Source organism: Streptomyces sp. NBC_00523 (genome assembly GCF_036346615.1).
Taxonomy (GTDB): Bacteria; Actinomycetota; Actinomycetes; order Streptomycetales; family Streptomycetaceae; genus Streptomyces.
Map to the genome: position 1 here is coordinate 6,978,388 of NZ_CP107836.1, position 21,896 is coordinate 7,000,283.

The 21,896-nt window shown below is 73.0% G+C and carries 21 protein-coding genes; 16 read left to right on the forward strand and 5 right to left on the reverse strand.

Annotated features, from left to right (window positions below; genetic code table 11):
- Nucleotides 1-33: 33 nt before the first annotated feature.
- Complete coding sequence (locus OHS17_RS31390; RefSeq protein ID WP_330314915.1) at nt 34-426, reverse strand: nuclear transport factor 2 family protein; 393 nt, start codon at nt 424-426, stop codon at nt 34-36.
- Nucleotides 427-496: 70 nt separating this feature from the next.
- Between OHS17_RS31390 and OHS17_RS31395 the strand changes: the two genes are divergently transcribed.
- The 6 genes from OHS17_RS31395 (at nt 497) to OHS17_RS31420 (ending at nt 5,436) form a co-directional block, all read left to right on the forward strand.
- The gene (locus OHS17_RS31395; RefSeq protein ID WP_330314916.1) at nt 497-1,081 is read left to right on the forward strand and encodes a PadR family transcriptional regulator; all 585 of its coding nucleotides are present in this window, start codon (nt 497-499) and stop codon (nt 1,079-1,081) included.
- Nucleotides 1,082-1,116: 35 nt separating this feature from the next.
- The gene (locus OHS17_RS31400; RefSeq protein ID WP_330314917.1) at nt 1,117-1,818 is read left to right on the forward strand and encodes an alpha/beta fold hydrolase; all 702 of its coding nucleotides are present in this window, start codon (nt 1,117-1,119) and stop codon (nt 1,816-1,818) included.
- A gap of 72 nt (nt 1,819-1,890) precedes the next feature.
- Complete coding sequence (locus OHS17_RS31405) at nt 1,891-2,568, forward strand: ABC transporter permease (protein ID WP_330314918.1); 678 nt, start codon at nt 1,891-1,893, stop codon at nt 2,566-2,568.
- On the forward strand, nt 2,565-3,251 hold the full coding sequence (locus OHS17_RS31410) for an ABC transporter permease (protein WP_073862016.1): 687 nt from the start codon (nt 2,565-2,567) through the stop codon (nt 3,249-3,251). Before OHS17_RS31405 ends, OHS17_RS31410 begins: the two co-directional genes overlap by 4 nt.
- On the forward strand, nt 3,248-4,201 hold the full coding sequence (locus OHS17_RS31415) for an ABC transporter substrate-binding protein (protein WP_330314919.1): 954 nt from the start codon (nt 3,248-3,250) through the stop codon (nt 4,199-4,201). Before OHS17_RS31410 ends, OHS17_RS31415 begins: the two co-directional genes overlap by 4 nt.
- Before the next feature lie 86 nt (nt 4,202-4,287).
- Nucleotides 4,288-5,436, forward strand: a complete 1,149-nt coding sequence (locus OHS17_RS31420) for a serine hydrolase domain-containing protein (protein ID WP_330314920.1) — start codon at nt 4,288-4,290, stop codon at nt 5,434-5,436.
- 42 nt (nt 5,437-5,478) lie between these two features.
- Here the strand turns inward: OHS17_RS31420 and OHS17_RS31425 are convergent, their stop codons facing one another.
- On the reverse strand, nt 5,479-6,642 hold the full coding sequence (locus tag OHS17_RS31425) for an ABC transporter ATP-binding protein (protein ID WP_018105047.1): 1,164 nt from the start codon (nt 6,640-6,642) through the stop codon (nt 5,479-5,481).
- Nucleotides 6,643-6,747: 105 nt separating this feature from the next.
- On the opposite strand from OHS17_RS31425, the gene OHS17_RS31430 reads away from it, so the two are divergent.
- On the forward strand, nt 6,748-8,043 hold the full coding sequence (locus tag OHS17_RS31430) for an alpha/beta fold hydrolase (RefSeq protein ID WP_330314921.1): 1,296 nt from the start codon (nt 6,748-6,750) through the stop codon (nt 8,041-8,043).
- Between the two features lie 44 nt (nt 8,044-8,087).
- Here the strand turns inward: OHS17_RS31430 and OHS17_RS31435 are convergent, their stop codons facing one another.
- Nucleotides 8,088-8,660 carry a rhodanese-like domain-containing protein gene (locus tag OHS17_RS31435; protein ID WP_330314922.1) on the reverse strand — a complete coding sequence of 191 codons (573 nt, stop codon included), beginning with the start codon at nt 8,658-8,660 and terminating at the stop codon, nt 8,088-8,090.
- Nucleotides 8,661-8,800: 140 nt separating this feature from the next.
- Here OHS17_RS31435 and OHS17_RS31440 point away from each other — a divergent pair, with 140 nt between their 5' ends.
- From OHS17_RS31440 to OHS17_RS31465, 6 genes are all read left to right on the forward strand, one after another.
- On the forward strand, nt 8,801-9,532 hold the full coding sequence (locus tag OHS17_RS31440) for a PIG-L deacetylase family protein (RefSeq protein WP_330314923.1): 732 nt from the start codon (nt 8,801-8,803) through the stop codon (nt 9,530-9,532).
- Between the two features lie 141 nt (nt 9,533-9,673).
- On the forward strand, nt 9,674-12,337 hold the full coding sequence (locus OHS17_RS31445) for a beta-N-acetylglucosaminidase domain-containing protein (RefSeq protein WP_330314924.1): 2,664 nt from the start codon (nt 9,674-9,676) through the stop codon (nt 12,335-12,337).
- A 176-nt stretch (nt 12,338-12,513) separates the two neighbouring features.
- Nucleotides 12,514-13,482 (forward strand): NADPH:quinone oxidoreductase family protein, encoded by a 969-nt coding sequence (locus tag OHS17_RS31450; protein WP_330314925.1) that lies wholly within the window; start codon nt 12,514-12,516, stop codon nt 13,480-13,482.
- Nucleotides 13,479-14,666 carry an acyl-CoA dehydrogenase family protein gene (locus OHS17_RS31455; protein ID WP_330314926.1) on the forward strand — a complete coding sequence of 396 codons (1,188 nt, stop codon included), beginning with the start codon at nt 13,479-13,481 and terminating at the stop codon, nt 14,664-14,666. Before OHS17_RS31450 ends, OHS17_RS31455 begins: the two co-directional genes overlap by 4 nt.
- Nucleotides 14,663-15,787, forward strand: coding sequence for an acyl-CoA dehydrogenase family protein (locus OHS17_RS31460; protein ID WP_330314927.1), 1,125 nt, complete (start codon nt 14,663-14,665; stop codon nt 15,785-15,787). The genes OHS17_RS31455 and OHS17_RS31460 overlap by 4 nt, the downstream gene beginning before the upstream one ends.
- 186 nt (nt 15,788-15,973) lie before the next feature.
- Nucleotides 15,974-16,168: a hypothetical protein gene (locus tag OHS17_RS31465; RefSeq protein ID WP_026171777.1), complete on the forward strand. Its 195-nt coding sequence runs from the start codon at nt 15,974-15,976 to the stop codon at nt 16,166-16,168.
- Nucleotides 16,169-16,219: 51 nt separating this feature from the next.
- Here the strand turns inward: OHS17_RS31465 and OHS17_RS31470 are convergent, their stop codons facing one another.
- Nucleotides 16,220-16,528, reverse strand: coding sequence for a hypothetical protein (locus OHS17_RS31470; protein ID WP_026171776.1), 309 nt, complete (start codon nt 16,526-16,528; stop codon nt 16,220-16,222).
- A gap of 201 nt (nt 16,529-16,729) precedes the next feature.
- On the opposite strand from OHS17_RS31470, the gene OHS17_RS31475 reads away from it, so the two are divergent.
- Nucleotides 16,730-17,533 (forward strand): PepSY domain-containing protein, encoded by an 804-nt coding sequence (locus OHS17_RS31475; RefSeq protein WP_330314928.1) that lies wholly within the window; start codon nt 16,730-16,732, stop codon nt 17,531-17,533.
- Between the two features lie 51 nt (nt 17,534-17,584).
- Here OHS17_RS31475 and OHS17_RS31480 read toward each other — a convergent pair whose 3' ends face one another.
- Nucleotides 17,585-19,486, reverse strand: coding sequence for an ABC transporter ATP-binding protein (locus tag OHS17_RS31480; protein ID WP_330314929.1), 1,902 nt, complete (start codon nt 19,484-19,486; stop codon nt 17,585-17,587).
- A gap of 201 nt (nt 19,487-19,687) precedes the next feature.
- Between OHS17_RS31480 and OHS17_RS31485 the strand changes: the two genes are divergently transcribed.
- Nucleotides 19,688-19,849 (forward strand): hypothetical protein, encoded by a 162-nt coding sequence (locus OHS17_RS31485; protein WP_164629374.1) that lies wholly within the window; start codon nt 19,688-19,690, stop codon nt 19,847-19,849.
- A 206-nt stretch (nt 19,850-20,055) separates the two neighbouring features.
- Nucleotides 20,056-21,891 carry an ATP-binding SpoIIE family protein phosphatase gene (locus OHS17_RS31490; RefSeq protein ID WP_330315407.1) on the forward strand — a complete coding sequence of 612 codons (1,836 nt, stop codon included), beginning with the start codon at nt 20,056-20,058 and terminating at the stop codon, nt 21,889-21,891.
- The last annotated feature ends 5 nt before the right edge of the window (nt 21,892-21,896 follow it).

The following is a 21,896-nucleotide window of genomic DNA, read 5'->3' on the forward strand; positions in this document are numbered from 1 at the left end:
GCCCGTCCGGCCGGCCCGTGCGGGTGCGGCCGGTCAGCCCGCCGCCGCCTCCCGGCTGATCCGCTCGAACCGTGCGCCCATCTCGGCGGCCAGCGCCTGTGCGGCCGACAGGGGGCGGACCATCACCATGAGGTCGTCGATCAGGCCGTCCTCGTTCAGGTGCAGGAAGTCGCAGCCGGTGATCTCCCGGTCGCCGACCTTCGCGGTGAAGACGAGCGCGTGGTCGCGCCCGTCCGGGCTCGCCATCTCCCGTACGTAACGGAAGTCCCCGAACACCTCCGAGACGGCCCGCAGGATCGCGGCCGTGACCGGCTTCCCCGGGTAGGGCTTGAACGCCACCGGGCTGGTGAAGACGACATCCTCGGCCAGCGCGGCCTCCACCGCCGCCAGATCGTGCGCCTCGACCGCCTTGCGGAAAGCGAGCATCCCGGCCTCCATAGTCAATTTGTTGAATAGGTGCGATCGACATTAATCACATGGGTGCTAGCGTGTCCAGATGTCCCTCAAGTACGCGGTCCTGGCAGCCCTGCTCGAAGGCGAGGCGTCCGGATACGACCTGGCGAAGGCCTTCGACGTCTCGGTGGCGAACTTCTGGTCGGCCACCCCGCAGCAGCTCTACCGGGAACTGGACCGGCTCGCCGAGGACGGTCTGATCGAGGCGCGTGTGGTCGAGCAGGTGCGCCGGCCGAACAAGCGGCTCTTCACGCTGACACCGGCCGGTCGCGACGCGCTCGGCGCGTTCACCGCCGAGGCGCCCCGGCCCACGGCCATCCGGGACGAACTGCTCGTGATGATCCAGGCCGTGGATGTCGGCGACGCCGGGACGGTACGCGCTTCGGTCGAGGAGCGCATGGAGTGGGCCCGCGCCAAGCTCGCCCGCTACGAACGCCTGCGCCTGCGCCTGCTCGACGGCCGCGACGAGGCGGCGTTCCTCGCGGACACCGACCGCGTCGGCCCCTATCTGACGCTGATGCGCGGCCGGTCCTTCGAGGAGGAGAACCTGCGCTGGGGCGGACGGGTCCTGGAGATCCTGGAACTCCGGTCCGCGGCACGGGCGATGGGCGGCGCGGACGCGGTCTGACGGCGTTGTCGTACCCCTCCGCTAGGGTCCCCGGCATGACTGATTTCGTACTGGTGGCAGGCGCCTGGCTGGACGAGACGGCGTGGGACGAGGTGGTGCCGGGGCTGCGCGCGGCCGGACACGGCGTCCACCCGCTGACCCTGTCCGGGCTCGGCGGGAAGCGGGAGCGGCCGGTCGGCCGGCAGACCCAGGTGACCGACGTCCTCGGGGAGGTGGACCGGCTGGGTCTGCGCGACGTCGTCCTGGTCGGCCACAGCTACGCGGGCATCCCCGTGGGTCAGGCCGCCGCGCGCCTGGGCGACCGCCTGGCCCGTGTCGTCTTCGTGGACGCCTGCGTCCCGGCCGACGGCGAGTCGTTCGTCTCCGCGTGGTGGCAGGGGCCCGCCGCGCTCCAGGGGCAGCTGGACGCGAACGGCGGCCTCTGGGCCGTACCGGAAGCCGACGAGTTCGCGGGCCAGGAGCTGACCGACGAGCAGATCGCACGGTTCCGGAAGGGCGCGACGCCCCACCCCGGCGCCGCCCTCGCCGACCCGGCCGTCCTGGACCGCCCGCTCGACGCGCTCCCGGCGACCTACATCAAGTGCCTCCTCGACGGACCGGAACCGGGCGAGGACGTGGCCCGGCTGCTGACGAGCGAGCGGTGGGAGCTGGTCACCATGGACACCGGCCACTGGCCGATGTTCTCCCGCCCGGACGAACTGGCCGCGATCCTCGACAAGGCCGCCTCCGCTGCCTGAGCGCGGCGGCCCGGTGGCCCGATCGGACGACCCGGACGCGCGCGCCCGGGTCGTGCGGGCTGCAATGGACGGGTGACCGCGCCCCCCGACGACTGCCTCGCGCGCAACGAGTGGGTCTGCGGCGCCTACCTCAGCAGCCGCCGCCACATCCTCTGGGAAGCCGCCCTGCAACACGTCCAGCTGACCGCGGTCGCCGTGCTCATCGGCCTCGCCCTGGCCCTGCCGCTCGCCCTTGCCGCACGGCGCCTGCGCTGGGCCGCCGGTCCCGTCCTCGGCGTGACGACGATCCTGTACACCATCCCGTCGCTCGCCATGTTCTCCCTGCTGCTGCCGGTGTACGGGCTCTCCGCCTCGCTCGTCGTCGCCGGACTCGTTCTGTACTCGCTGACCCTGCTCGTACGCAACATCCTCGCCGGGCTGCGCGCCGTGCCCGAGGACACCAGGCAGGCCGCCCGGGGCATGGGCTACGGCCCCGTACGGCTGCTGGTCGCGGTGGAGCTGCCGCTCGCCCTGCCCGCCGCGATGGCCGGGCTGCGCATCGCCACCGTCTCCGCGGTCTCCCTGGTCACCATCGGCGCGATCGTCGGCTACGGCGGACTCGGCAACCTCATCTACGCCGGGATGAACACCTACTTCAAGGCCCAGGTGCTCACCGCGTCCGTCCTGTGCGTCGTCATCGCCGTCGCCGCCGACCTGCTCCTCCTGCTGCTGCAACGCCTGCTCACCCCCTGGACGAGGAGCCGGTCGTGAACACCCTGACGGACGCCTGGTCCTGGCTCACCACCTCCGCCCACTGGCACGGCCAGGACGGCATCTGGGCCCGCCTCGGCCAGCACCTCTACCTCACCGTCGTCTGCCTGCTGATCAGCTGCCTCATCGCGCTGCCCGTCGCCCTGCTCCTCGGCCACCTCGGCCGGGGCGGCGCGCTCGCCGTCAACATCTCCAACGTCGGGCGCGCCGTGCCCACCTTCGCCGTCCTGGTGCTGCTCCTGCTCACCCCGGTCGGCCGCTGGGGCGAGGGCCCGACGGTCGTCGCGCTCGTCCTGTTCGCCGTGCCCCCGCTGCTCACCAACGCGTACGTCGGGATGCGCGAGGTCGACCGGGACGTCGTGCGGGCCGCCCGGGGCATGGGCATGACGGGCCGCCAACTGCTCCTCCAGGTCGAGGTCCCGCTCGCCCTGCCCCTCATCCTCACCGGGGTGCGCATCGCCGCCGTCCAGCTCGTCGCCACGGCCACCATCGCGGCCCTCGCGGGCGGCGGAGGGCTCGGCCGCATCATCACCGCCGGCTTCAACCTCGCCTCCACCCCGCAGGTGGTCGCCGGAGCGGTCCTGGTCGCCGCGTTCGCCCTGGTCGTGGAGGGCGTCTTCGAGGCGGCCCAGCGGTTCGCGCCGCGCCGGTTCGGCCTGCGCGTGGCTGAGGCGACCGCGTGAGGGCCGCCCGCCCGCTCGCCGCGCTCCTGCTTCTGGCGGCCACCGCCTGCACCGGCGGACCCACGCTGGAGAACCAGGGCGCGGTCACCGCCCCGCCCGGCGACAGCAAGCACCTGACCATCGGCTCCGCCGGGTTCACCGAGAGCGACCTCCTCGCCCAGATGTACGCACTGCTGCTGGACCGCGCCGGATACTCCACCAAGATCATCTCCGTCACCAACCGGGAGATCTACGAACCCGCCCTGGAGAACGGCCAGATCGACGTCGTCCCCGAATACGCGGCCACCTTCGCCGACTGGCTCAACGCCAAGGAGCACGGAGCCGACGCCGCCCCCGTCGGCTCACCGGACCTCGCCGCCACGATGAAGGCCCTGCGCGCCCTGGCCGCACCGCGCGGGCTCACCGTCCTCGACCCCGGCAAGGCCGTCGACCAGAACGCGTTCGCCGTCACCGCCGCCTACGCCCGGAAGCACCACCTGAAGACCCTCAGCGACCTCGGCCGCTCCGGCCTCCCGGTCCGCCTCGCGGCCGGCGACGAGTGCGTCCAGCGCCCGTACTGCGCGCCCGGGCTGAAGAAGACGTACGGCATCGACATCACCGCCGTCGACCCCAAGGGCGTGGGCACCACGCAGGCCAAGCAGGCCGTGCAGAGCGGCCGCGACCAGATGGTGCTGACCACCACCACCGATGCCACCCTGGACGACTTCGGGCTCGTCCTGCTCGCCGACGACAAGCACCTCCAGAACGCCGACTACCTCGTCCCCGTCGTCAACCGGGCCCGCGCGGGCGGCCCAGGGGTGCGCAAGGCCCTGGGCAAGCTGAACACCGTACTGACCACCGCGGACCTGGCCCGGCTCAACGAACAGGTGGACAGCTGGCGACGACTCCCCGAGGACGTGGCCCGCGCCTATCTGCGCTCCGAACACCTCATTCCCGGCGAGAAGGGGTGAGCGCGCGAAGGAGTCGCGCGGAGACCGATGAGTCCGCGCCGCCGCACCAGTCAGTCTTTCGGAACACCCCCGGACAAGGCGGAGCGATGAGCACCCTGCGCGAAGTGATCGAGAAGCACGTCCACGACGGATCAATCCCCGGCGCCGTGGCCCTGGTGGCGCGCGACGGGCGCGTCGAGGCGGTGGCCGTGGGCAGCGCCGGTACGGACGACGGCACCCCGATGGCCCGGGACTCGGTCTTCAGGATCGCCTCCCTCACCAAACCGGTCGTCGCCGTCGCGGCCATGCTGCTGATCGAGGACGGGCGGATCGCGCTGGACGACCCGGTCGCGCGGTGGCTGCCCGAGGTGGCGGCGCCCGTCGTGGTCCGCACCCCGGACGGCCCGGTGGACGACGTGGTCCCGGCGTCCCGCCCCATCACCCTGCTCGACCTCATGACCTCGCGCGCGGGCTACGGGTTCCCGTCCGACTTCTCCCTGCCCGCCGCCCGCCTCCTGTTCAGCGACCTGAAGCAGGGCTCGCCGCTGCCGCGCGACGTCGCCGCCCCGGACGCCTGGATGGACACGCTCTCGCGCATCCCGCTGCTGGCCCAGCCGGGCAGTGAGTGGCTCTACAACACCTGCTCCGACATCCTGGGCGTGCTCATCGCCCGGGTCGCCGGGCAGCCGCTGCCGGAGTTCCTCGCCGAGCGGATCTTCGCCCCGCTCGGCATGAGCGACACCGGCTTCACGGTCCCGGCCGAGAAGCGAGGCCGCTTCACCACTCTGTACCGGCCGGGCGCGGACGGCGGGCTGGTGCTGGTCGACACCCCGGCCGGACAGTGGAGCGGCATGCCGGACTTCGCGTCCGGGGCCGGCGGACTGGTCTCCACCGTGGACGACCTGTACGTCTTCGCCCGCATGCTGCTCGGCGAGGGCACCGTGGACGGCCGGCGCCTCCTGACGGCCGCGTCCGTACGGCAGATGACGACGGACCACCTGACCCCCGCGCAGCGCGAGGCGAGCGGGCTGTTCACCGAGGGGCAGGGCTGGGGCTATGGCGGCTCGGTCGACGTCGACAGGAGCGCCCCGTGGAACGTGCCGGGACGCTACGGCTGGGTCGGCGGCACCGGCACCACGGCGCACATCGTCCCCGCCACCGGCACGGCCGCGATCATGCTCAGCCAGGTGGAGATGACCGGCCCCACCCCGCCGCGGCTGATGCGCGACTTCTGGCAGTACGCGGCGGACGCCTGACCGCCCGCCGGAGCGCGCCCCCTCCGGCGTCCGCCACCGGCCTCAGGCGTCCGCCACCGAGTCGAACCGCACCTCGTCGCGCCCCACGCCCTGCGCGTCCGCGTCCACCGAACGCCGCAGGGCCTCATGGAGCTTCGCCGGGGTCAGCACGCCGAGGAACCGCGCCCCGTCCAGCACCGCGATCCACCCCGCGTCCCGCTGAAGCATCTCGCTGAACGCCCGCTTCAGCGGCGCGCCCACCGGCACCCACGCGTCCATCCGGCGGGCCAGCTCACCCACCGTGCCCTGGTCCCCGGCGATCCGCAGCGCGTCCGCCGACACCCAGCCATGCAGCTCGCCCGCCTCGTTCAGCACGACCGCCCAGCGCGCGCCCGCCGCGCCGAGCCGGGCAGCCGCCGCCCCCGCCGGCTCGTCCAGCCGGGCCAGCGGCGGCTGTTCCAGGTCGTCCGGCTCGATCGCGGTGACCGACAAGCGCTTCAGCCCCCGGTCCGCGCCGACGAACTCCGCCACATACGGGGTCGCGGGCGAGCCGAGCACCGCGCCCGGCGTGTCGAACTGCTCGATGCGCCCCTCCCCGTACACCGCGATCCGGTCGCCCATCCGCACCGCCTCCTCGATGTCATGGGTGACCATCAGAACTGTCTTCCTCACCCTCGACTGGAGCTTGAGGAATTCGTTCTGCAGCCGCTCGCGCACCACCGGGTCCACCGCGCCGAACGGCTCGTCCATCAGGAGCACCGGCGGGTCGGCCGCGAGGGCCCGCGCCACGCCGACGCGCTGGCGCTGGCCGCCGGAGAGCTGCGCGGGGTAGCGGGAGCCGTACACCGACGGATCCAGGCCCACCAGATCGAGCAGCTCGGCGGCCCGCTCGCGCGCCCTGGACCGCTTCCAGCCCACGAGGGCCGGCACGGTCGCCGTGTTGTCGAGGACCGTGCGGTGCGGGAAGAGCCCCACCTGTTGGATGACGTAGCCGATGCCGCGGCGCAGCTTCACCGGGTCGGTCCTCGCGATGTCCCGGCCGTCCACCAGGATGCGGCCCGAGGTCGGCTCGATCAGCCGGTTCACCATCATCATTGTGGTCGTCTTGCCGCAGCCCGAAGGGCCCACCAGGGTGACCAGTTCTCCCTCGGCGACCTCGAAGGACAGCGCGTCGACCGCGGTCGTGCCGTCCGGATAGACCTTGCCGACCTGTTCGAACCGGATCATGAGAGCACGGTAGGAGCCCGGCGCCCCGGCCGCACACGGGCCGCGACCGTCCGGGGCACGCCCGTGTGCTGAACTGTCCGGGAACCGTCCGATCCAGGAGCACCCTTGAACAGCTACCGGCAGCCCGGCCTCGTCCTCACCGACCACCGCTTCACCGTCCCGCTCGACCACGCCGACCCCGGCGGTGAGCAGATCGAGGTCTTCGGCCGGGAGATCGTGGCCGCGTCCAGGGCCGGCCAGGAGCTGCCCTGGCTGCTGTACCTGGAGGGCGGTCCCGGCTTCGGCGCCCGGCGCTTCACCGGCGCGGAGGCCTGGCTCGGGCGGGCCGTGCGCGAATTCCGGGTGCTCCTGCTCGACCAGCGCGGCACCGGCCTGTCCACCCCGGCCAACCGGCAGACCCTCCCGCTGCGGGGCGGGCCGCGCGAGCAGGCCGACTACCTCGCGCACTTCCGCGCGGACACCATCGTGCGCGACTGCGAGTTCATCCGCCCGAAGCTGACCGGCGGCGCGCCCTGGACCGTGCTCGGCCAGTCCTTCGGCGGCTTCTGCGCCGTCCGCTACCTCTCGGCCGCGCCCGAGGGGCTGGACACCGTCCTGATCACCGGCGGTCTTCCCTCCCTCGACGCCCACGCGGACGACGTCTACCGGGCCGCGTACCCCCGCATCGAGCGCAAGGTCGCCGCGCACTACGCCCGCTACCCGCAGGACATCGCACGCGCCCGGGAGATCACCGCTCACCTCGCGGAGCACCGCCCCGACAGCGCCGGTCACCGGCTGACGCCCGAGAGCTTCCAGTCCCTCGGCATCATGCTCGGCGGCGGCAGCGGCAGCCACCAGCTGCACTACCTCCTGGAGAACGCCTTCGTCCGCACCCCGCACGGCACCGAGCTCTCCGACACCTTCCAGGAGGCGATGCGCGGCGCGACCTCCTTCGCCGGACACCCCCTGTACGCCCTCATGCACGAGGCCATCTACGGCCAGGGCGGGCGCCCCACGGACTGGGCCGCCGAGCGGGTGCGCGCCGAGTTCCCGCAGTTCGACGCGGCGACGGCCCTCGCGGGCGACGGACCGGTCCTGTTCACGGGTGAGTCCATCCACCCCTGGCACTTCGAGGTGGACCCGGCGCTGCGCCCGCTGCGCGAAACGGCCGAGCTCCTCGCCGCCCGCACCGACTGGGAGCCGCTGTACGACCCCGAGCGCCTGGCCGCCAACGAGGTCCCGGTGGCCGCCGCCGTCTACCACGACGACATGTACGTGGACACCGCCCACGCGCTGAGCACCGCCGCCGCCATCCGGGGGCTGCGCACCTGGGTGACCGACGAGTTCGAGCACGACGGGCTGCGCGCGGGCGGGCCCCGCGTGCTGGACCGGCTGCTCGCGCTGGTCCGCGACGAGGTCTGACGTACAGCGCGGGGCCGGTCGTACGGGACCGGCCCCGCGAGGTCTCAGCCCTGGAGGGCGTCCAGCGTCGCGTTCAGGCTGGGCGCCGAGCGCGGCGCGCGGTTGTGCGGGAGCTTCGACAGGACAGCCGCCATCCCGCAGGTGTCGGTGACGGCGGAGAAGACGAGACCGGAGCCGACACCGGCGGACAGCCAGCGCGCGGCCGGATACCGGACCCCCGCCAGCAGTCCGGCCACCACGAGCGAGCCGGCCGCCAGCCGGACCTGGCGCTCCATCGGCCAGGTGGCCCGCGCGCCCACCGGGCGCTCCAGGCCGTGGCCCTCGCTCTCCCAGGCGGAGGTGCCGCCGGTGAGCGTCGCCGCGTCGATGTCGGCCGCCGACAGGAGGTCGCAGGCGCGCGTCGAGCGGTTGCCGGAGGCGCAGACCATGAGCAGCGCGCCGCGGGCGGACGCGGACTTGAGCGCGGGCAGCGCCTCGTCGAGCCGGTCGAGCGGTATGTTCACCGCCCCCGGCACATGCCCCGCCGCGTACTCGCCGGGTGCGCGTACGTCGATCACGGTGAACTCCGTGAGGCGGGCGGCCGCCTGGGCGGGGGAGAGGGATACGGGGCTGGTCACGAGCTGTGTTCCTTTCGTTCACCGGGGTACGGGACAGGTCTCGCTCTCTTGTGCCCCGGACGGCCCAGAATACCCCCCTGGGTATCAAAGCCGTTCGTGTCACGGGTCTCACCCCCCGCCTTGCCGGTTAGCCTGCGGATATGACCGAGCAGTTGAAGCCCATGCCCGAGGACTGGCGGCGCGCGCTCGCCGTGGTCGCACACCCCGACGACCTGGAGTACGGCTGCGCGGCAGCGGTGGCCGGCTGGACCGACGCCGGACGCGAGGTCACGTATCTGCTGGCGACCAGGGGCGAGGCCGGGATCGACACCCTCGAACCGGAGAAGTGCGGGCCGCTGCGCGAGCGCGAGCAGCGGGCGAGCGCGGCGGCCGTCGGCGTCTCCCGCGTCGAGTTCCTGGGCCACCGTGACGGGGTGATCGAGTACGGCGTCCCGCTCCGCCGGGACATCGCGGCCGCCATCCGCCGGTACCGCCCCGAGTTGGTGATCACGCTCAACCACCGTGACACCTGGGGCGGGGTCGCGTGGAACACGCCGGACCACCGCGCCGTCGGCCGCGCCACGCTCGACGCGGCGGGCGACGCGGGCAACCGCTGGATCTTCCCGGAGTTGGGGGAGCAGGGCCTCGAACCGTGGGACGGCGTGCGCTGGGTGGCCGTGGCGGGCTCGTCCACGCCCACCCACGCGGTGGACGCGACCGCCGGTCTGGAACGGTCGGTGCAGTCCCTCCTGGCCCACCGCACGTACATCGAAGTCCTCACGGACGAGGACCCCGAGACCTACTGCCGCACTTTCCTCACCGGCAACGCCGAGGCCGCCGCCGACCGCTTCGGCGGGCGTCCGGCCGTCCCGTTCGAGCTCTTCGCCCGGTAGTCGCACAGGGGCGGGTGGCCGTAAAACCGCAGGTCGGCGCGTTGATGTTGTCCAGACCATTGACATGTAAGCGCCAGGATGTTGAATTCAGTGACGTTGTGTTGCGCGACTTTGGTGTCCTGAGTGACCAATGGAGGATCTGTGACGCCTCGCCCGCCCCGCATCACCGCTCTCACCGCCGCCGCGGCCCTGCTCGCAGGCGGCATGCTGGCCGCCGGACCATCCGCCCGGGCGGCCGGAAGCCCGCCAGCACCGGCCACGGCCCGGGACACACCCACGATCACCCCGACCCCGCAGTCCGCCGAGCCTCGCCCCGACCGGGTGACCGTCACCCCCACCGTCACCCTGATCGCGGGCGAGACCGCGGACGGGCCCACGCTCGACTTGGTGGAGAAGGCCCTGCGCGAGGCGGGCGCCCAGCACGTCGTCCGCGCGGAGCGCCCCGTCCCCGGCAGGCTCACGGTGTACGCGGGTGACGCCGCCGCCCTCGCCGCGCAGAAGCTCGACGGGCCCGCCGGACTGCCCGCCGAGGGCTACGTCCTCGGGATCGGCGCCGGCCGGATCGTCCTCGCCGGCAAGGACTCCACCGGCACCTACTACGCGGCGCAGACCCTGCGCCAGGTCCTGCCGCACCGGGGCCACCCGGGCGGCAAGGCCGCCGGACTCGCCGTGCGCGACTGGCCCGGCACCGCGCTGCGCGGGGTCATCGAGGGTTTCTACGGCACCCCGTGGTCGCACGAGGCCCGCCTCGACCAGCTCGACTACTACGGCGAGCACAAGATGAACATCTACGTGTACTCGCCCAAGGACGACGACTACCTCCGGGCCAAGTGGCGCGACCCCTACCCCGCCGACCGGCTGGCGCAGATCAAGGACCTCGCCGACCGGGCGGCCCTGCGGCACGTCGAGTTCACCTACGCCCTCTCACCCGGCCTCTCGGTCTGCTACAGCTCCGACGCGGACGTGCAGGCGCTCATCGGCAAGTTCCGGACGATGTGGGACATCGGCGTCCGCACCTTCGCGGTCCCGCTGGACGACATCAGCTACACCAACTGGAACTGCGACGCCGACAAGGCGAAGTGGGGGACCGGTGGCGGCGCGGCGGGCGCTGCCCAGGCCCATCTGCTCAACCGGGTCAACCAGGAGTTCATCGCCACCCACCCCGGCGCCCAGCCGCTCCAGATGGTCCCCACCGAGTACTACAACGTCAGCTCGTCGGCGTACAAGACGGCCCTGTCCGGACAGCTCGACCCCGATGTGCTGGTCGAGTGGACCGGGGTCGGGGTCGTCGCCCCCACCATGACGGTCGCTCAGGCGGACGCCGCCCGTAAGGTGTTCGGCCACCCGATCCTGACCTGGGACAACTACCCGGTCAACGACTACGCCACGAACCGCCTCCTGCTCGGACCGTTCAACGGCCGCGAGAAGGGGCTGCCCGGGCGGCTCGCCGGCATCACCGCCAACCCGATGATCCAGTCGTACGCGTCAAAGCTCTCGCTGTACACCGTCGCCGACTACGCCTGGAACGACGCCGCCTACGACCCGCGCGCGTCCTGGGGCAAGGGCATCGAGGAGTACGCGGGCGGCGACGCCCGGACCGCGAAGGCGCTGCGGGCCTTCGCGGACGTCAACTACAGCTCCGCGCTCAACACCGCGAAGGCGCCCGAGCTGTCCGCCGCCTTTGCCCGCTACTGGGAGTCCGGGGACGCGAGGCGGCTCGACGCCGTCCTCGCCTCGCTGGGCGCGGCCCCCGCCCGGCTGCGCGCGGCCCTCCCCGACCGGGGCTTCATCGCCGACTCCGGCCCCTGGTTGGACGCCACCGAGTCCTGGGCGACCGCCGCGCGCACGGCCCTGCGCATGGTCGAGGCCGCCCGCGCCGGGAAGGGCGCCCGGGCATGGGAACTCCGGCAGCGGCTGCCCGCGCAGGTGGAGCGCGCCGCCTCGTTCACGTACACCGGGCTCGACGGGCGCAAGGTGCCGGTGCTGGTCGGGGACGGGCAGCTGGACGGGTTCACCGACGCCGCCACCGCCGCGTACGACCGGAAGCTCGGTGTGAGCGGCAGGCCGACGGCCTCGACGAGCCTGGGCACGTACCAGGACAACACCGTTGCCCGGATGCTCGACGGCGACGACTCCACGTACTTCTGGAGTGACGGGGCGCCCGCCGCCGGGGACCAGCTGACCGTGGACCTCGGCGCGTCCCGGACCATCGGCTCCGTCACGCTCGCCATGGCCAAGCCGGGCAGCGCCGACGACTACCTGCACGAGGGCGTCCTCGAATACTCGGAGGACGGCAAGAGCTGGCAGAAGCTCGCGGACTTCTCCGGGAAGCCCGACGTCACGGCGGCCCCGCCGGCAGGGACGAAGGCGCGCTACGTGCGGGCCCGGGCCACCGCCGGGCAGAGCAGCTGGGTCGTCGTGCGCGCGTTCCAGGTCGCGACCACGGACGGCACGGTCACCGGCAACCCGCCCGCCGCCACCGGCTCCTCGCTGCGCGCGGCGGCCGACGGCGACCCGGGCACCGTGTACGAGGGCGCGCGGGCGCCCGTGAAGGGTGACGCGCTGGAGTTGGACCTCGGCGCCGCGCGGCCGGTCGGCTCGGTGACGGTGCTGCGGCCGTCCGGCGCCGAGGGCACCGCCGACGTCCAGCTGCGTACGGCGGACGGCACCTGGCACACCGTGGGCGCGCTGCACGGCGCCTACACCGCCATCGACACCGCCGGACGCACCGCCGACGCCGTGCGGCTGGCCTGGCGGGCCGGACCGGCCGCTCCCCAGGTCGCCGAGGTGGTCGTGGGCGAGTAGCCCTCGCGTACGGTCGTGCGCCCGGCGCTCCGCGTTCCGCGTGGAGCGCCGGGCGCACGGGCGTGTTCGGGACCGTTGTTCCGAAGGTTGTCCCGGAGGTTGTTCCCACGGAGGCAAGCGACCGCTTAGTATGCGCCGGAGCAGTGGTAATGCCGACAGTGTTGTGGAGGCCCCTCATGCAGGCATGGCGAGTGCACCGGAACGGCGAGCCGAGCGAGGTGATGCGGCTGGAGGAGACGGACCGGCCGGTGCCCGGCGACGGGCAGGTGCTGGTCGAGGTGCTCGCGGCGAACATCAACTTCCCCGACGCGCTGCTCTGCCGCGGCCAGTACCAGGTACGGCCCCCGCTGCCGTTCACCCCGGGCGTCGAGATCTGCGGCCGCACCGAGGACGGGCGCCGGGTGCTCGCCACCCCCGCCCTGCCGCACGGCGGCCTCACCGAGTACGTCGTCGCCGACGAGGCGGCCCTGCTGGACGCCCCGGAATCCCTGGACGACGCGGAGGCCGCGGCCCTGCACATCGGCTACCAGACCGGCTGGTTCGGGCTGCACCGGCGCGCCCACCTGAAGACGGGGGAGACCCTGCTCGTGCACGCCGCCGCAGGCGGGGTCGGGAGCGCCGCCGTCCAGCTCGGCAAGGCTGCCGGCGCCACCGTCATCGGCGTCGTCGGCGGACCGGAGAAGGCGAAGGCCGCCGCCGCGCTCGGCTGCGACCTGGTCATCGACCGGCGCACCGAGGACATCGTCGCCGCGGTCAAGGAGTTCACCGGCGGCCGGGGCGCCGACGTCGTCTACGACCCGGTCGGCGGGGACGCGTACGCCAAGTCCGTGAAGTGCATCGCCTTCGAGGGGCGCATCGTCGTCGTCGGCTTCGCCTCCGGCACGATCCCCACCCCCGCGCTCAACCACGCCCTCGTCAAGAACTACTCCGTCCTCGGCCTCCACTGGGGCCTCTACAACACCAAGGACCCGCAGGCCGTACGCGACTGCCACCGGGAGCTGACCCGGCTCGCCGCCGAGGGCGTCATCAAGCCGCTGATCAGCGAGCGGGCCACGATGGCCGAGGCGGCCGCCGCCGTCCAGCGCGTCGCCGACGGCACCAGCACCGGCCGCATCGTCGTCCTCCCGTCAGGAGCCGCCCGATGACCGCACCCGACGCCGCCGAGCTGCGCCGCCGCACGCGCGAACTGCTCGCCGCGCACCCCCCGGCGACCACCGGGCGCACCGACTTCCTCAAGGCGCGCTTCGACGCCGGACTCGCCTGGGTGCACTACCCGGCCGGGCTCGGCGGACTGGACGCACCGCGTTCCCTCCAGCCCGTGGTCGACGCCGAATTCGCCGCCGCGCACGCCCCCGACAACGACCCGCGCCGCATCGGCATCGGCCTCGGCATGGCCGCCCCGACCATCCTCGGCTTCGGCACCGACGAGCAGAAGCAGCGGTTCCTGCGACCCCTGTGGGTGGGGGAGGAGGTCTGGTGCCAGCTCTTCAGCGAACCCGGCGCCGGTTCCGACCTCGCGGCCCTCGGTACGCGCGCCGTGCGCGACGGCGAGGACTGGGTGGTCGACGGGCAGAAGGTGTGGACCTCCAGTGCCCACCTGGCGCGCTGGGCGATCCTCATCGCCCGCACCGACCCCGACCTGCCCAAGCACCGCGGCATCAGCTACTTCATCTGCGACATGACCGACCCCGGCGTCGAGGTCCGTCCGCTCCGTCAGATCACCGGCGAGGCCGAGTTCAACGAGGTCTTCCTCACCGGAGTGCGCATCCCCGACAGCCACCGGCTCGGGCCCGTCGGCGAGGGCTGGAAGGTCGCCCGGACCACCCTCATGAACGAGCGCGTCTCCATCGGCGGCTCCCGCATCCCCCGCGAGGGCGGCATGATCGGCCCGGTCGCCAGGACCTGGCGCGAACGGCCCGAACTGCGCACCCACGACCTGCATCAGCGCCTGCTCACCCTGTGGGTCGAGGCGGAGGTCGCCCGGCTGACCGGTGAGCGCCTGCGCCAGCAGCTCGTCGCCGGGCAGCCCGGCCCCGAGGGCTCCGGCATGAAGCTCGCCTTCGCCCGGCTCAACCAGGAGATCAGCGGCCTCGAAGTGGAACTCCTCGGCGACGAGGGCCTGCTGTACAGCGACTGGACGATGCGGCGTCCCGAACTGGTCGACTTCACCGGCCGCGACGCCGGCTACCGCTACCTCCGCTCCAAGGGCAACTCCATCGAGGGCGGTACGAGCGAGGTACTGCTCAACATCGTCGCCGAGCGCGTACTCGGTCTGCCCTCCGAGCCCCGCAACGACAAGGACGTCGCCTGGAAGGACCTCTCCCGATGACCGCACGGACCGAAGCAGGCCAGGCACCCGACCTCCTCTACTCCGAGGCCGAGGAGGACCTGCGCGCCGCCGTCCGCTCCCTGCTGGCGGACCGGGCCGGCGCGCCGTCGGTGATCGCGCGCACCGAGTCCGACACGCCGTACGACCCGCAGCTGTGGAAGGCGCTCGCCACCGGCATCGGCGCCGCCGGGCTCCTGGTGCCCGAGGAGCTGGGCGGCCAGGGCGCCACGCACCGCGAGGCCGCCGTCGTGCTGGAGGAGCTGGGCCGCAGCGTCGCGCCCGCGCCGTTCCTGACCAGCTCCGTCGTCGCCACCGAGACGCTGCTGGCGCTCGGCGCGCAGGACGGGCCGGCCGCGGAACTCCTCGCCGGACTCGCCGAGGGACGCCAGGTCGCGGTGGTGGCCGTGCCGTTCGCGGCCGCTTCGGCGGACGTGTACGCCTCGGTGGCGAGCGGCGCCCTGGACGGAACGCTCGGCCCGGTCGCCGACGCGGCCGCCGCCGATGTGTTCCTGGTGCCCACCGCGGACGGCCTGTACGCCGTGGCCACGGACGCGCCCGGCGTACGCGTCGAACCGCTCGTCGCGCTCGACCTCACCCGCCCGCTCGCCACCGTCGCGCTCGACGGCGCCACCGGAATCCGCCTCGCGGACGCCGGAGCCGGAGCGCGCGCGGTGGACCGGGGGCTGTTGGCAGGGGCCGGGCTACTCGCCTCCGAGCAGCTGGGACTCGCCGAGTGGTGCCTCACCGAGACGGTGCGACACACCCGGGAACGCCACCAGTTCAACCGGCCCATCGGCTCCTTCCAGGCGCTCAAACACCGCATGGCGCAGCTCTGGCTGGAGGTCGTCTCGGCCCGGGCCGCCGCGCGAAACGCCGCCGACGCCCTCGCCACCGGCAGCCCCGACACGCCGTTGGCCGTGGCCGTCGCGCAGGCGTACTGCTCGAAGGTCGCGGTCCACGCCGCCGAGGAGTGCGTGCAGCTGCACGGCGGGATCGGGATGACCTGGGAGCACCCCGCGCACCTCTACCTGAAGCGGGCCAAGGCCGACGCCACCGCGTACGGCACGGCGGGACGCCACCGGGACACCGTGGCCGCGCTCATGGAGTTGCCGGCGCCCTGATGTTTCGCCGCCGGGGGCGCGGGAACACCCCGCGCCCCCGGCGGCGATCGATGCCCCTTCCCCGGTTCGGCGGCCGCGACTCAAGCGCTACCCGTTTGGCGGACACGCCGGTGCGCCGGACGGCCCGCAAGCTGCGCCACACTGACGCCGAATGCCGCAAATCAGGCGCGGCGGAGGAGGCTGGCCATGGCAATTTCGATCTCAGTGGTGCTGCTTCTGCTGATTCTCGCGGTGGTCTTCCTCCGCAACGGCGGAATGAAGCTCTCGCACGCGCTGGTGTGCGGAATGCTCGGATTCCTTCTCGCGGGCACCAGCATGGCCCCCACGATCCAGGACGGCATCACCGCCACCGCCGACGTGGTCAGCGGCATCAGGCCCTGACCGCTCGCACGGCACAGCTCGGCGGCCGGTCCCGTACCCGTACGGGACCGGTCATTCCGAGCCCGCCGCCTGCTCGGGTCCGGGCTGAAGCACCGGAACCGTCGCCGCCGAGCCCTGCCGGACCGCCTCCACGGCGGCCGCGTGCAGCGCGCGGCTCGCTTCCTCGGACGGACAGGGCACGGGGCTGCCCGCCATGGTGAACCAGTCGGCCGCATCGGTGTACTGCACGGTGATCTGCGCCGTGCCCTCGGCCCAAGTGGTGTGGATGGTCAGGTCACCGGACAGCGGCCCGACCTCATCGGTGAGCACGCCGCCGTGCCCCGAATACACTCCGCGTGTTGTCCAGGACGCCCAGGTCATGCTTTCAGGCTCGCACCAAAGCGGCCGGATCGCGACCCGCGTGACCAGGGAATTCGGACGGTTGTCGCATCTTCGCCCGCCGTGCACGAAATCCCCCCGAACCCCGGCGACACGCGGAACCGGGACGGGATGGCGATCGATCGGGTGACACTGCCGGGTCATCCCACATGCCTGGGCCGCGCGGCGGTTAAGCATGCGGGCATGACATGTGACTCCCCCTCCAAGAACACCGGATTCCTCCGTGCCCACCGCGTGCGCGCCGCCGGCGTCGCCTGCGTCGTGGTCACCGCCGCCCTGCTGACCGGCTGCGGCCAGGACAGCGGCAGCACCTCCGCGAGCACGAAGACCTCGGAGGCGGCCCGCGCCGTGCCCGAGGCCACGAAGAGTCCGTCCCCCACCGGGAGCGAGAGCGCCTCGCCGGGCCAGATGACGGACGACCAGCAGGAGCGCAAGGACCTGATCTCCGCCACCAAGGTCACCTACGACAAGGCCATCACCACGGCCGTGGGCGAGGTCAAGGGCGGCAAGCTCGTCGATCTCGAACTCATGACCGCCGAGGACGCGGCCGACGAGGACGAGAGCCCCAGCCCCTCCCCGACGGGCAGCCCCTCGCCCACCGGCAGCCCCTCGCCGTCGGGCAGCGCCGCGGCCGGTGCCCCGCAGTGGGTCGCCACCGTCGCCGCCATGACCGGGACCAAGCACAAGGTCCACGTCGACGCCGTCTCCGGCAAGGTCATCAGCTCCTCCGAGGACACCGACCAGAGCACCTCGGACAAGGCCAAGACGGCCAAGCGGATCACCCAGGCCAAGCAGACCCCGCAGCAGGCGGCCAAGGCCGCCCTCGCGAAGCAGCAGGGCACGGTGACCGCCCTCGACCTGGACGACAACGACCAGGGCACGCTCGTCTGGAAGACCGACGTCGTGACGAAGGACTGGAAGAAGACGACCTTCGACATCGACGCCTCCAACGGCTCGGTCACCCACCAGGAGACCGACAACGACTGAGCACCCCACGCTCCGAGCGCCCCCGGTCCGCACGGACCGGGGGCGCTCGCGTCACGCGGACCCCACGGGCTCCTGCTCCTCGCCCGCCGCGTCCGGCGAGGCGAACTGCGTCCGGTACAGCTCCTCGTACCGGCCCCCCGCCGCCAGCAGCGCGGTGTGCGTACCCCGCTCCACCACCCGGCCCTCCTCCACGACCAGGATCAGATCGGCGGCCCGCACCGTCGAGAGCCGGTGCGCGATCACCACGGCGGTGCGCCCCTCCAGCGCCTCGGCCAGCGCCTCCTGCACGACCGCCTCGGACGTGGAGTCGAGGTGCGCGGTCGCCTCGTCCAGGATGACCACCCGCTGCCGGGCCAGCAGCAGCCGGGCGATCGTCAGCCGCTGGCGCTCACCGCCGGAGAGCCGGTATCCGCGCTCGCCGACGACCGTGTCGAGCCCGTCGGGCAGCGACGCCACCAGACCGTCGAGCCGGGAGCGCCGCAGCGCGGACCACACCTCGTCCTCGGTGGCACCGGGCCTGGCCAGCAGGAGGTTGGCGCGCACCGAATCGTGGAAGAGGTGCCCGTCCTGGGTGACCATGCCGAGCGTCTCCCGGATCGACTCGGCGGAGAGATCGCGTACGTCGACGCCGTTCAGCCGTACCGCTCCCTCATCGGTGTCGTACAGCCGGGGCAGCAGCTGGGCGATGGTCGACTTCCCGGCGCCCGACGAGCCGACCAGGGCGACCATCTGGCCCGGCTCGGCCCGGAACGAGACCTCGTGCAGCACCCGCGTGCCGCCCCGCGAGTCCAGCGTCGCGACCTCCTCCAGCGAGGCCAGCGACACCTTGTCGGCCGACGGGTAGCCGAAGGAGACCCCGTCGAACTCCACGGACACGGGCCCCTCGGGCACCGTACGGGCGTCCGGCTTCTGGGTGATCAGGGGCTTCAGATCCAGGATCTCGAAGACCCGCTCGAAACTCACCAGCGCGCTCATCACCTCGACCCGGGCGCCCGCCAGCGCCGTCAGCGGGGCGTAGAGCCGGGTGAGGAGCAGCGCCAGCGTCACGACCGCGCCCGGCTCCAGGCTGCCGTGCAGCGCGTAGTAGCCGCCGAGCCCGTAGACGAGGGCCAGGGCCAGCGCGGACACCAGGGTGAGTGCCGTGATGAACGTGGACTGCGCCATCGCCGTACGGATGCCGATGTCCCGTACCCGCCCCGCCCGCGCCGCGAACTCGGCGGACTCGTCGGCGGGCCGGCCGAAGAGCTTCACCAGGGTCGCGCCCGGCGCCGAGAACCGCTCGGTCATCTGCGTGCTCATCGCCGCATTGTGCGCGGCCGCCTCACGCTGCATGCGCGCCATCCGCGAGCCCATCCGCCGGGCCGGCACGACGAACACCGGCAGCAGCACGAGCGCGAGCAGCGTGATCTGCCAGGAGATCGTCAGCATCACCGCGAGGGTCAGCACCAGCGTCACCACATTGGAGACCACCCCGGACAGGGTGTTGCTGAAGGCCCGCTGCGCGCCGATGACGTCGTTGTTGAGCCGGCTCACCAGTGCCCCGGTCCGGGTCCGGGTGAAGAACGCCACCGGCATCCGCTGCACATGGTCGAAGACCGCCGACCGCAGGTCCAGGATCAGCCCCTCACCGAGCGTGGCCGACAGCAGCCGGGTGAGCAGCCCGAGTGCGGCCTCCGCCACGGCGATCACCGCGATCAGCAGGGCGATACGGACGACCGTGCCGCTCTCCTTCCCCTGCACGATCGCGTCGACCACCCGGCCCGCCAGCATCGGCGTCGCCACGGCCAGCAGTGCGCTGACCACGCTGAGCAGCAGGAACCGGTACAGCTGTCGGCGGCGCGGCCGGGCGAACGAGGCGATCCGGCGCACCGTGGCGCGGGAGAAGGGGCGGCGGTCCGCTTGCGCGCTGATCGTGCTGTGCAGCGACGTCCACGCGGTCACTTCCATGCTCATACGGGTGCCTCCGGGGCAGAACGGATCGGTACGGCCCCGGTGGCCGGTGCGGACCGGGGGTGTGAGAGTAACGCTAGAAGCTCAAGCGAACTTGAGGTCAAACGTGCGGTGCCCCGTGCGGACCCGGCACCGGACCTGCGTAGAATCGGCCCCTGTTTCCGGCCGGACCACGGCAGACACGACCGATTGAGGCAGTTCGACGTGAGTTTCACAGACAGTTCCGACGCACCCATCTACGCAGGTCTCGTGGAGGAGCACGGGGATGTGATGGCCGAGGTGCGCCGGGTGGCTGAAGAGACCATGCGGGAGGCCGACCGTGCCATCGACTTCAGTGATATCCGCAGGTCACCGGCGTACCGCTAGCCCACGAACCGTCCCGGCCAGGGCCTGCGTCCGAGCGCTTCCCGACCCGCCGGTCACCCCGGCCGGCCCGCGCGGACGGCCCGGCCGTCCTACCCGCCCGGCACATTCCGGGCGCGGCGGGCGGATGTCTCGCACTGCGGTCCCGGCTCTCCCGTCGGAGCATGGAACGAACAGTCGCCGACGGCATCGGGACGAAGGGAAGCCGGATGGGTGGTGAACGGCATGAGCCACCGGCCGACGCGTTCGAGGCAGAGCTGGACCAGATCGAGGCGCTGAACCGGATGCAGGCGCCGGGCCCCGACCCCGCGCTCCCGCCGGGGCCCGACCGAGGGACCCGGGCCGCCGGCACGCCGGAAGAGGCCAGGCGCCGCGACTCGCTGCTGCTCTCGGCCGGACACGCGGTCGCCGCCGCCGACACCCTCGACGAGGCCCTGAGACTCGCTGCCGGCCTGTACGCCCCCGATTTCCCGCTGGACGGCCAGTGCGTCTTCGGCGTCGCCGAGGGCAACCTCACCGCGCTCGGGCAGTACGGATTCCAGCCCGGCGGGGCGGGCCGCGGCTTCCGGATGCCGATGAACACCGGCTACCCGGCCGCCGAGGTCGCCAGGACCGGGCGCGCCGTCTACCTCGCCTCCCCGGAGGAGTACCGCCGCCGCTTCCCGGCGACCTGGCACATGTCCGCGCGCAAGGGCCGCGAGGCGTGGGCCTTCCTGCCCCTGGTGACCGCCGGCCGGGTCGTCGGGGTCTGGCTGGCCGCCTTCCGCACCACCCTGGACTTCACCGCCAGCGAGCGCGCCCTGCTCACCGTCACCGGACGCATGATCGCCCAGGTCCTCGAACGGGCCCGGGCCAGCCGCGCCGAACTGGAGCTCTCCCGGGGCCTGCGCCGCAGCATGCACACGGCCGGGGCGGCCCTGACCGGCCTCAGCGTCGCCACCCGCTACGTGCCGACCGGCGGCGGCCTCATGGTCGGCGGGGACTGGTACGACAGCATCGACCTGCCGAACGGACGGATGGCCGTCGTCATCGGCGACGTCCAGGGGCACGACGTGCACGCCGCGGGGCTCATGGCCCAGCTGCGCACCGCCGTGCACGCGTACGCCGCCGAGGGGCACGGCCCCGACGCCGTCCTGGCACGCGCCTCCCGCTTCCTGACCACCCTGGACGAGGACCGCTTCGCGACCTGCCTCTACATCGAGGCCGACCCGTCCACCGGCGACCTGCACATCGCCCGCGCGGGCCACCCCCACCCCGTGCTGCGTATGCCGGACGGCACATGTGTCCTCAAACATGTCAGCGGCGGGCTGCCGCTCGGACTGATGCCCGGCGAGGAGGACTACCCGATCGACACCGTGCGCCTGCACGAGGGCGAGATCCTCATGCTGTGCACCGACGGGTTCATCGAGAACGGCGGCCACGACATGTACACCGGCTGGGTACGGGTGCGCGACGCGTTCTCGCCCGGCCCCACCGACGACCTGGAGGGCATGGCCGACCGGCTCATGGCGGCCGTCCTCGACCCCGGTCCCGGCGCCCGGGAGGAAGCCGTCGCCCGCGACGGCGACGACATCGCCCTCCTGCTGCTGCGCCGCGACGCCATCCACGCCCGCGCCGAGATCAGCCAGCGCCGCCTGGTGCTCACCGTCGGCCAGGACCAGGGCGAGGGGCTGGCCGAGGCCCGTGCGGAGCTCAAGGCGCTGCTGCACGACTGGGCGCGCCCGGACCAGGTGGACACCGCCGTGCTCCTGGCGACCGAACTCCTCGGCAACGTCCTCGTGCACACCGACCAGGACGGCGCCCTCAACGCCACCGTCTCCGGCGAGACCGGCACCCGCCGTCTGCTGGTCGAGGTCATGGACCGCGGCGACGAACTGCCCCACCAGCGCACCCCGGGCGAGCTCGCCTCCTCGGGCCGCGGACTGCTCCTGCTGGACATCCTCGCCGACCAGTGGGGCGTACGGCCCGAGCCGGAGGGGAAGACCGCCTGGTTCGCGCTGAACGAGGCAGCCCCGGCCGACGGCGTGGACGCGCCGAGCATCTGAGAGCG

Coding starts and splice junctions, on each gene's coding strand:
- OHS17_RS31480 (WP_330314929.1), bottom strand. CDS start 19,486: ATGAGCATGGAAGTGACCGCGTGGACGTCGCTGCACAGCACGATCAGC.
- OHS17_RS31465 (WP_026171777.1), top strand. CDS start 15,974: ATGGCAATTTCGATCTCAGTGGTGCTGCTTCTGCTGATTCTCGCGGTG.
- OHS17_RS31490 (WP_330315407.1), top strand. CDS start 20,056: ATGGGTGGTGAACGGCATGAGCCACCGGCCGACGCGTTCGAGGCAGAG.
- OHS17_RS31425 (WP_018105047.1), bottom strand. CDS start 6,642: ATGATCCGGTTCGAACAGGTCGGCAAGGTCTATCCGGACGGCACGACC.
- OHS17_RS31470 (WP_026171776.1), bottom strand. CDS start 16,528: ATGACCTGGGCGTCCTGGACAACACGCGGAGTGTATTCGGGGCACGGC.
- OHS17_RS31420 (WP_330314920.1), top strand. CDS start 4,288: ATGAGCACCCTGCGCGAAGTGATCGAGAAGCACGTCCACGACGGATCA.
- OHS17_RS31390 (WP_330314915.1), bottom strand. CDS start 426: ATGCTCGCTTTCCGCAAGGCGGTCGAGGCGCACGATCTGGCGGCGGTG.
- OHS17_RS31400 (WP_330314917.1), top strand. CDS start 1,117: ATGACTGATTTCGTACTGGTGGCAGGCGCCTGGCTGGACGAGACGGCG.
- OHS17_RS31450 (WP_330314925.1), top strand. CDS start 12,514: ATGCAGGCATGGCGAGTGCACCGGAACGGCGAGCCGAGCGAGGTGATG.
- OHS17_RS31395 (WP_330314916.1), top strand. CDS start 497: ATGTCCCTCAAGTACGCGGTCCTGGCAGCCCTGCTCGAAGGCGAGGCG.
- OHS17_RS31475 (WP_330314928.1), top strand. CDS start 16,730: ATGACATGTGACTCCCCCTCCAAGAACACCGGATTCCTCCGTGCCCAC.
- OHS17_RS31440 (WP_330314923.1), top strand. CDS start 8,801: ATGACCGAGCAGTTGAAGCCCATGCCCGAGGACTGGCGGCGCGCGCTC.
- OHS17_RS31460 (WP_330314927.1), top strand. CDS start 14,663: ATGACCGCACGGACCGAAGCAGGCCAGGCACCCGACCTCCTCTACTCC.
- OHS17_RS31455 (WP_330314926.1), top strand. CDS start 13,479: ATGACCGCACCCGACGCCGCCGAGCTGCGCCGCCGCACGCGCGAACTG.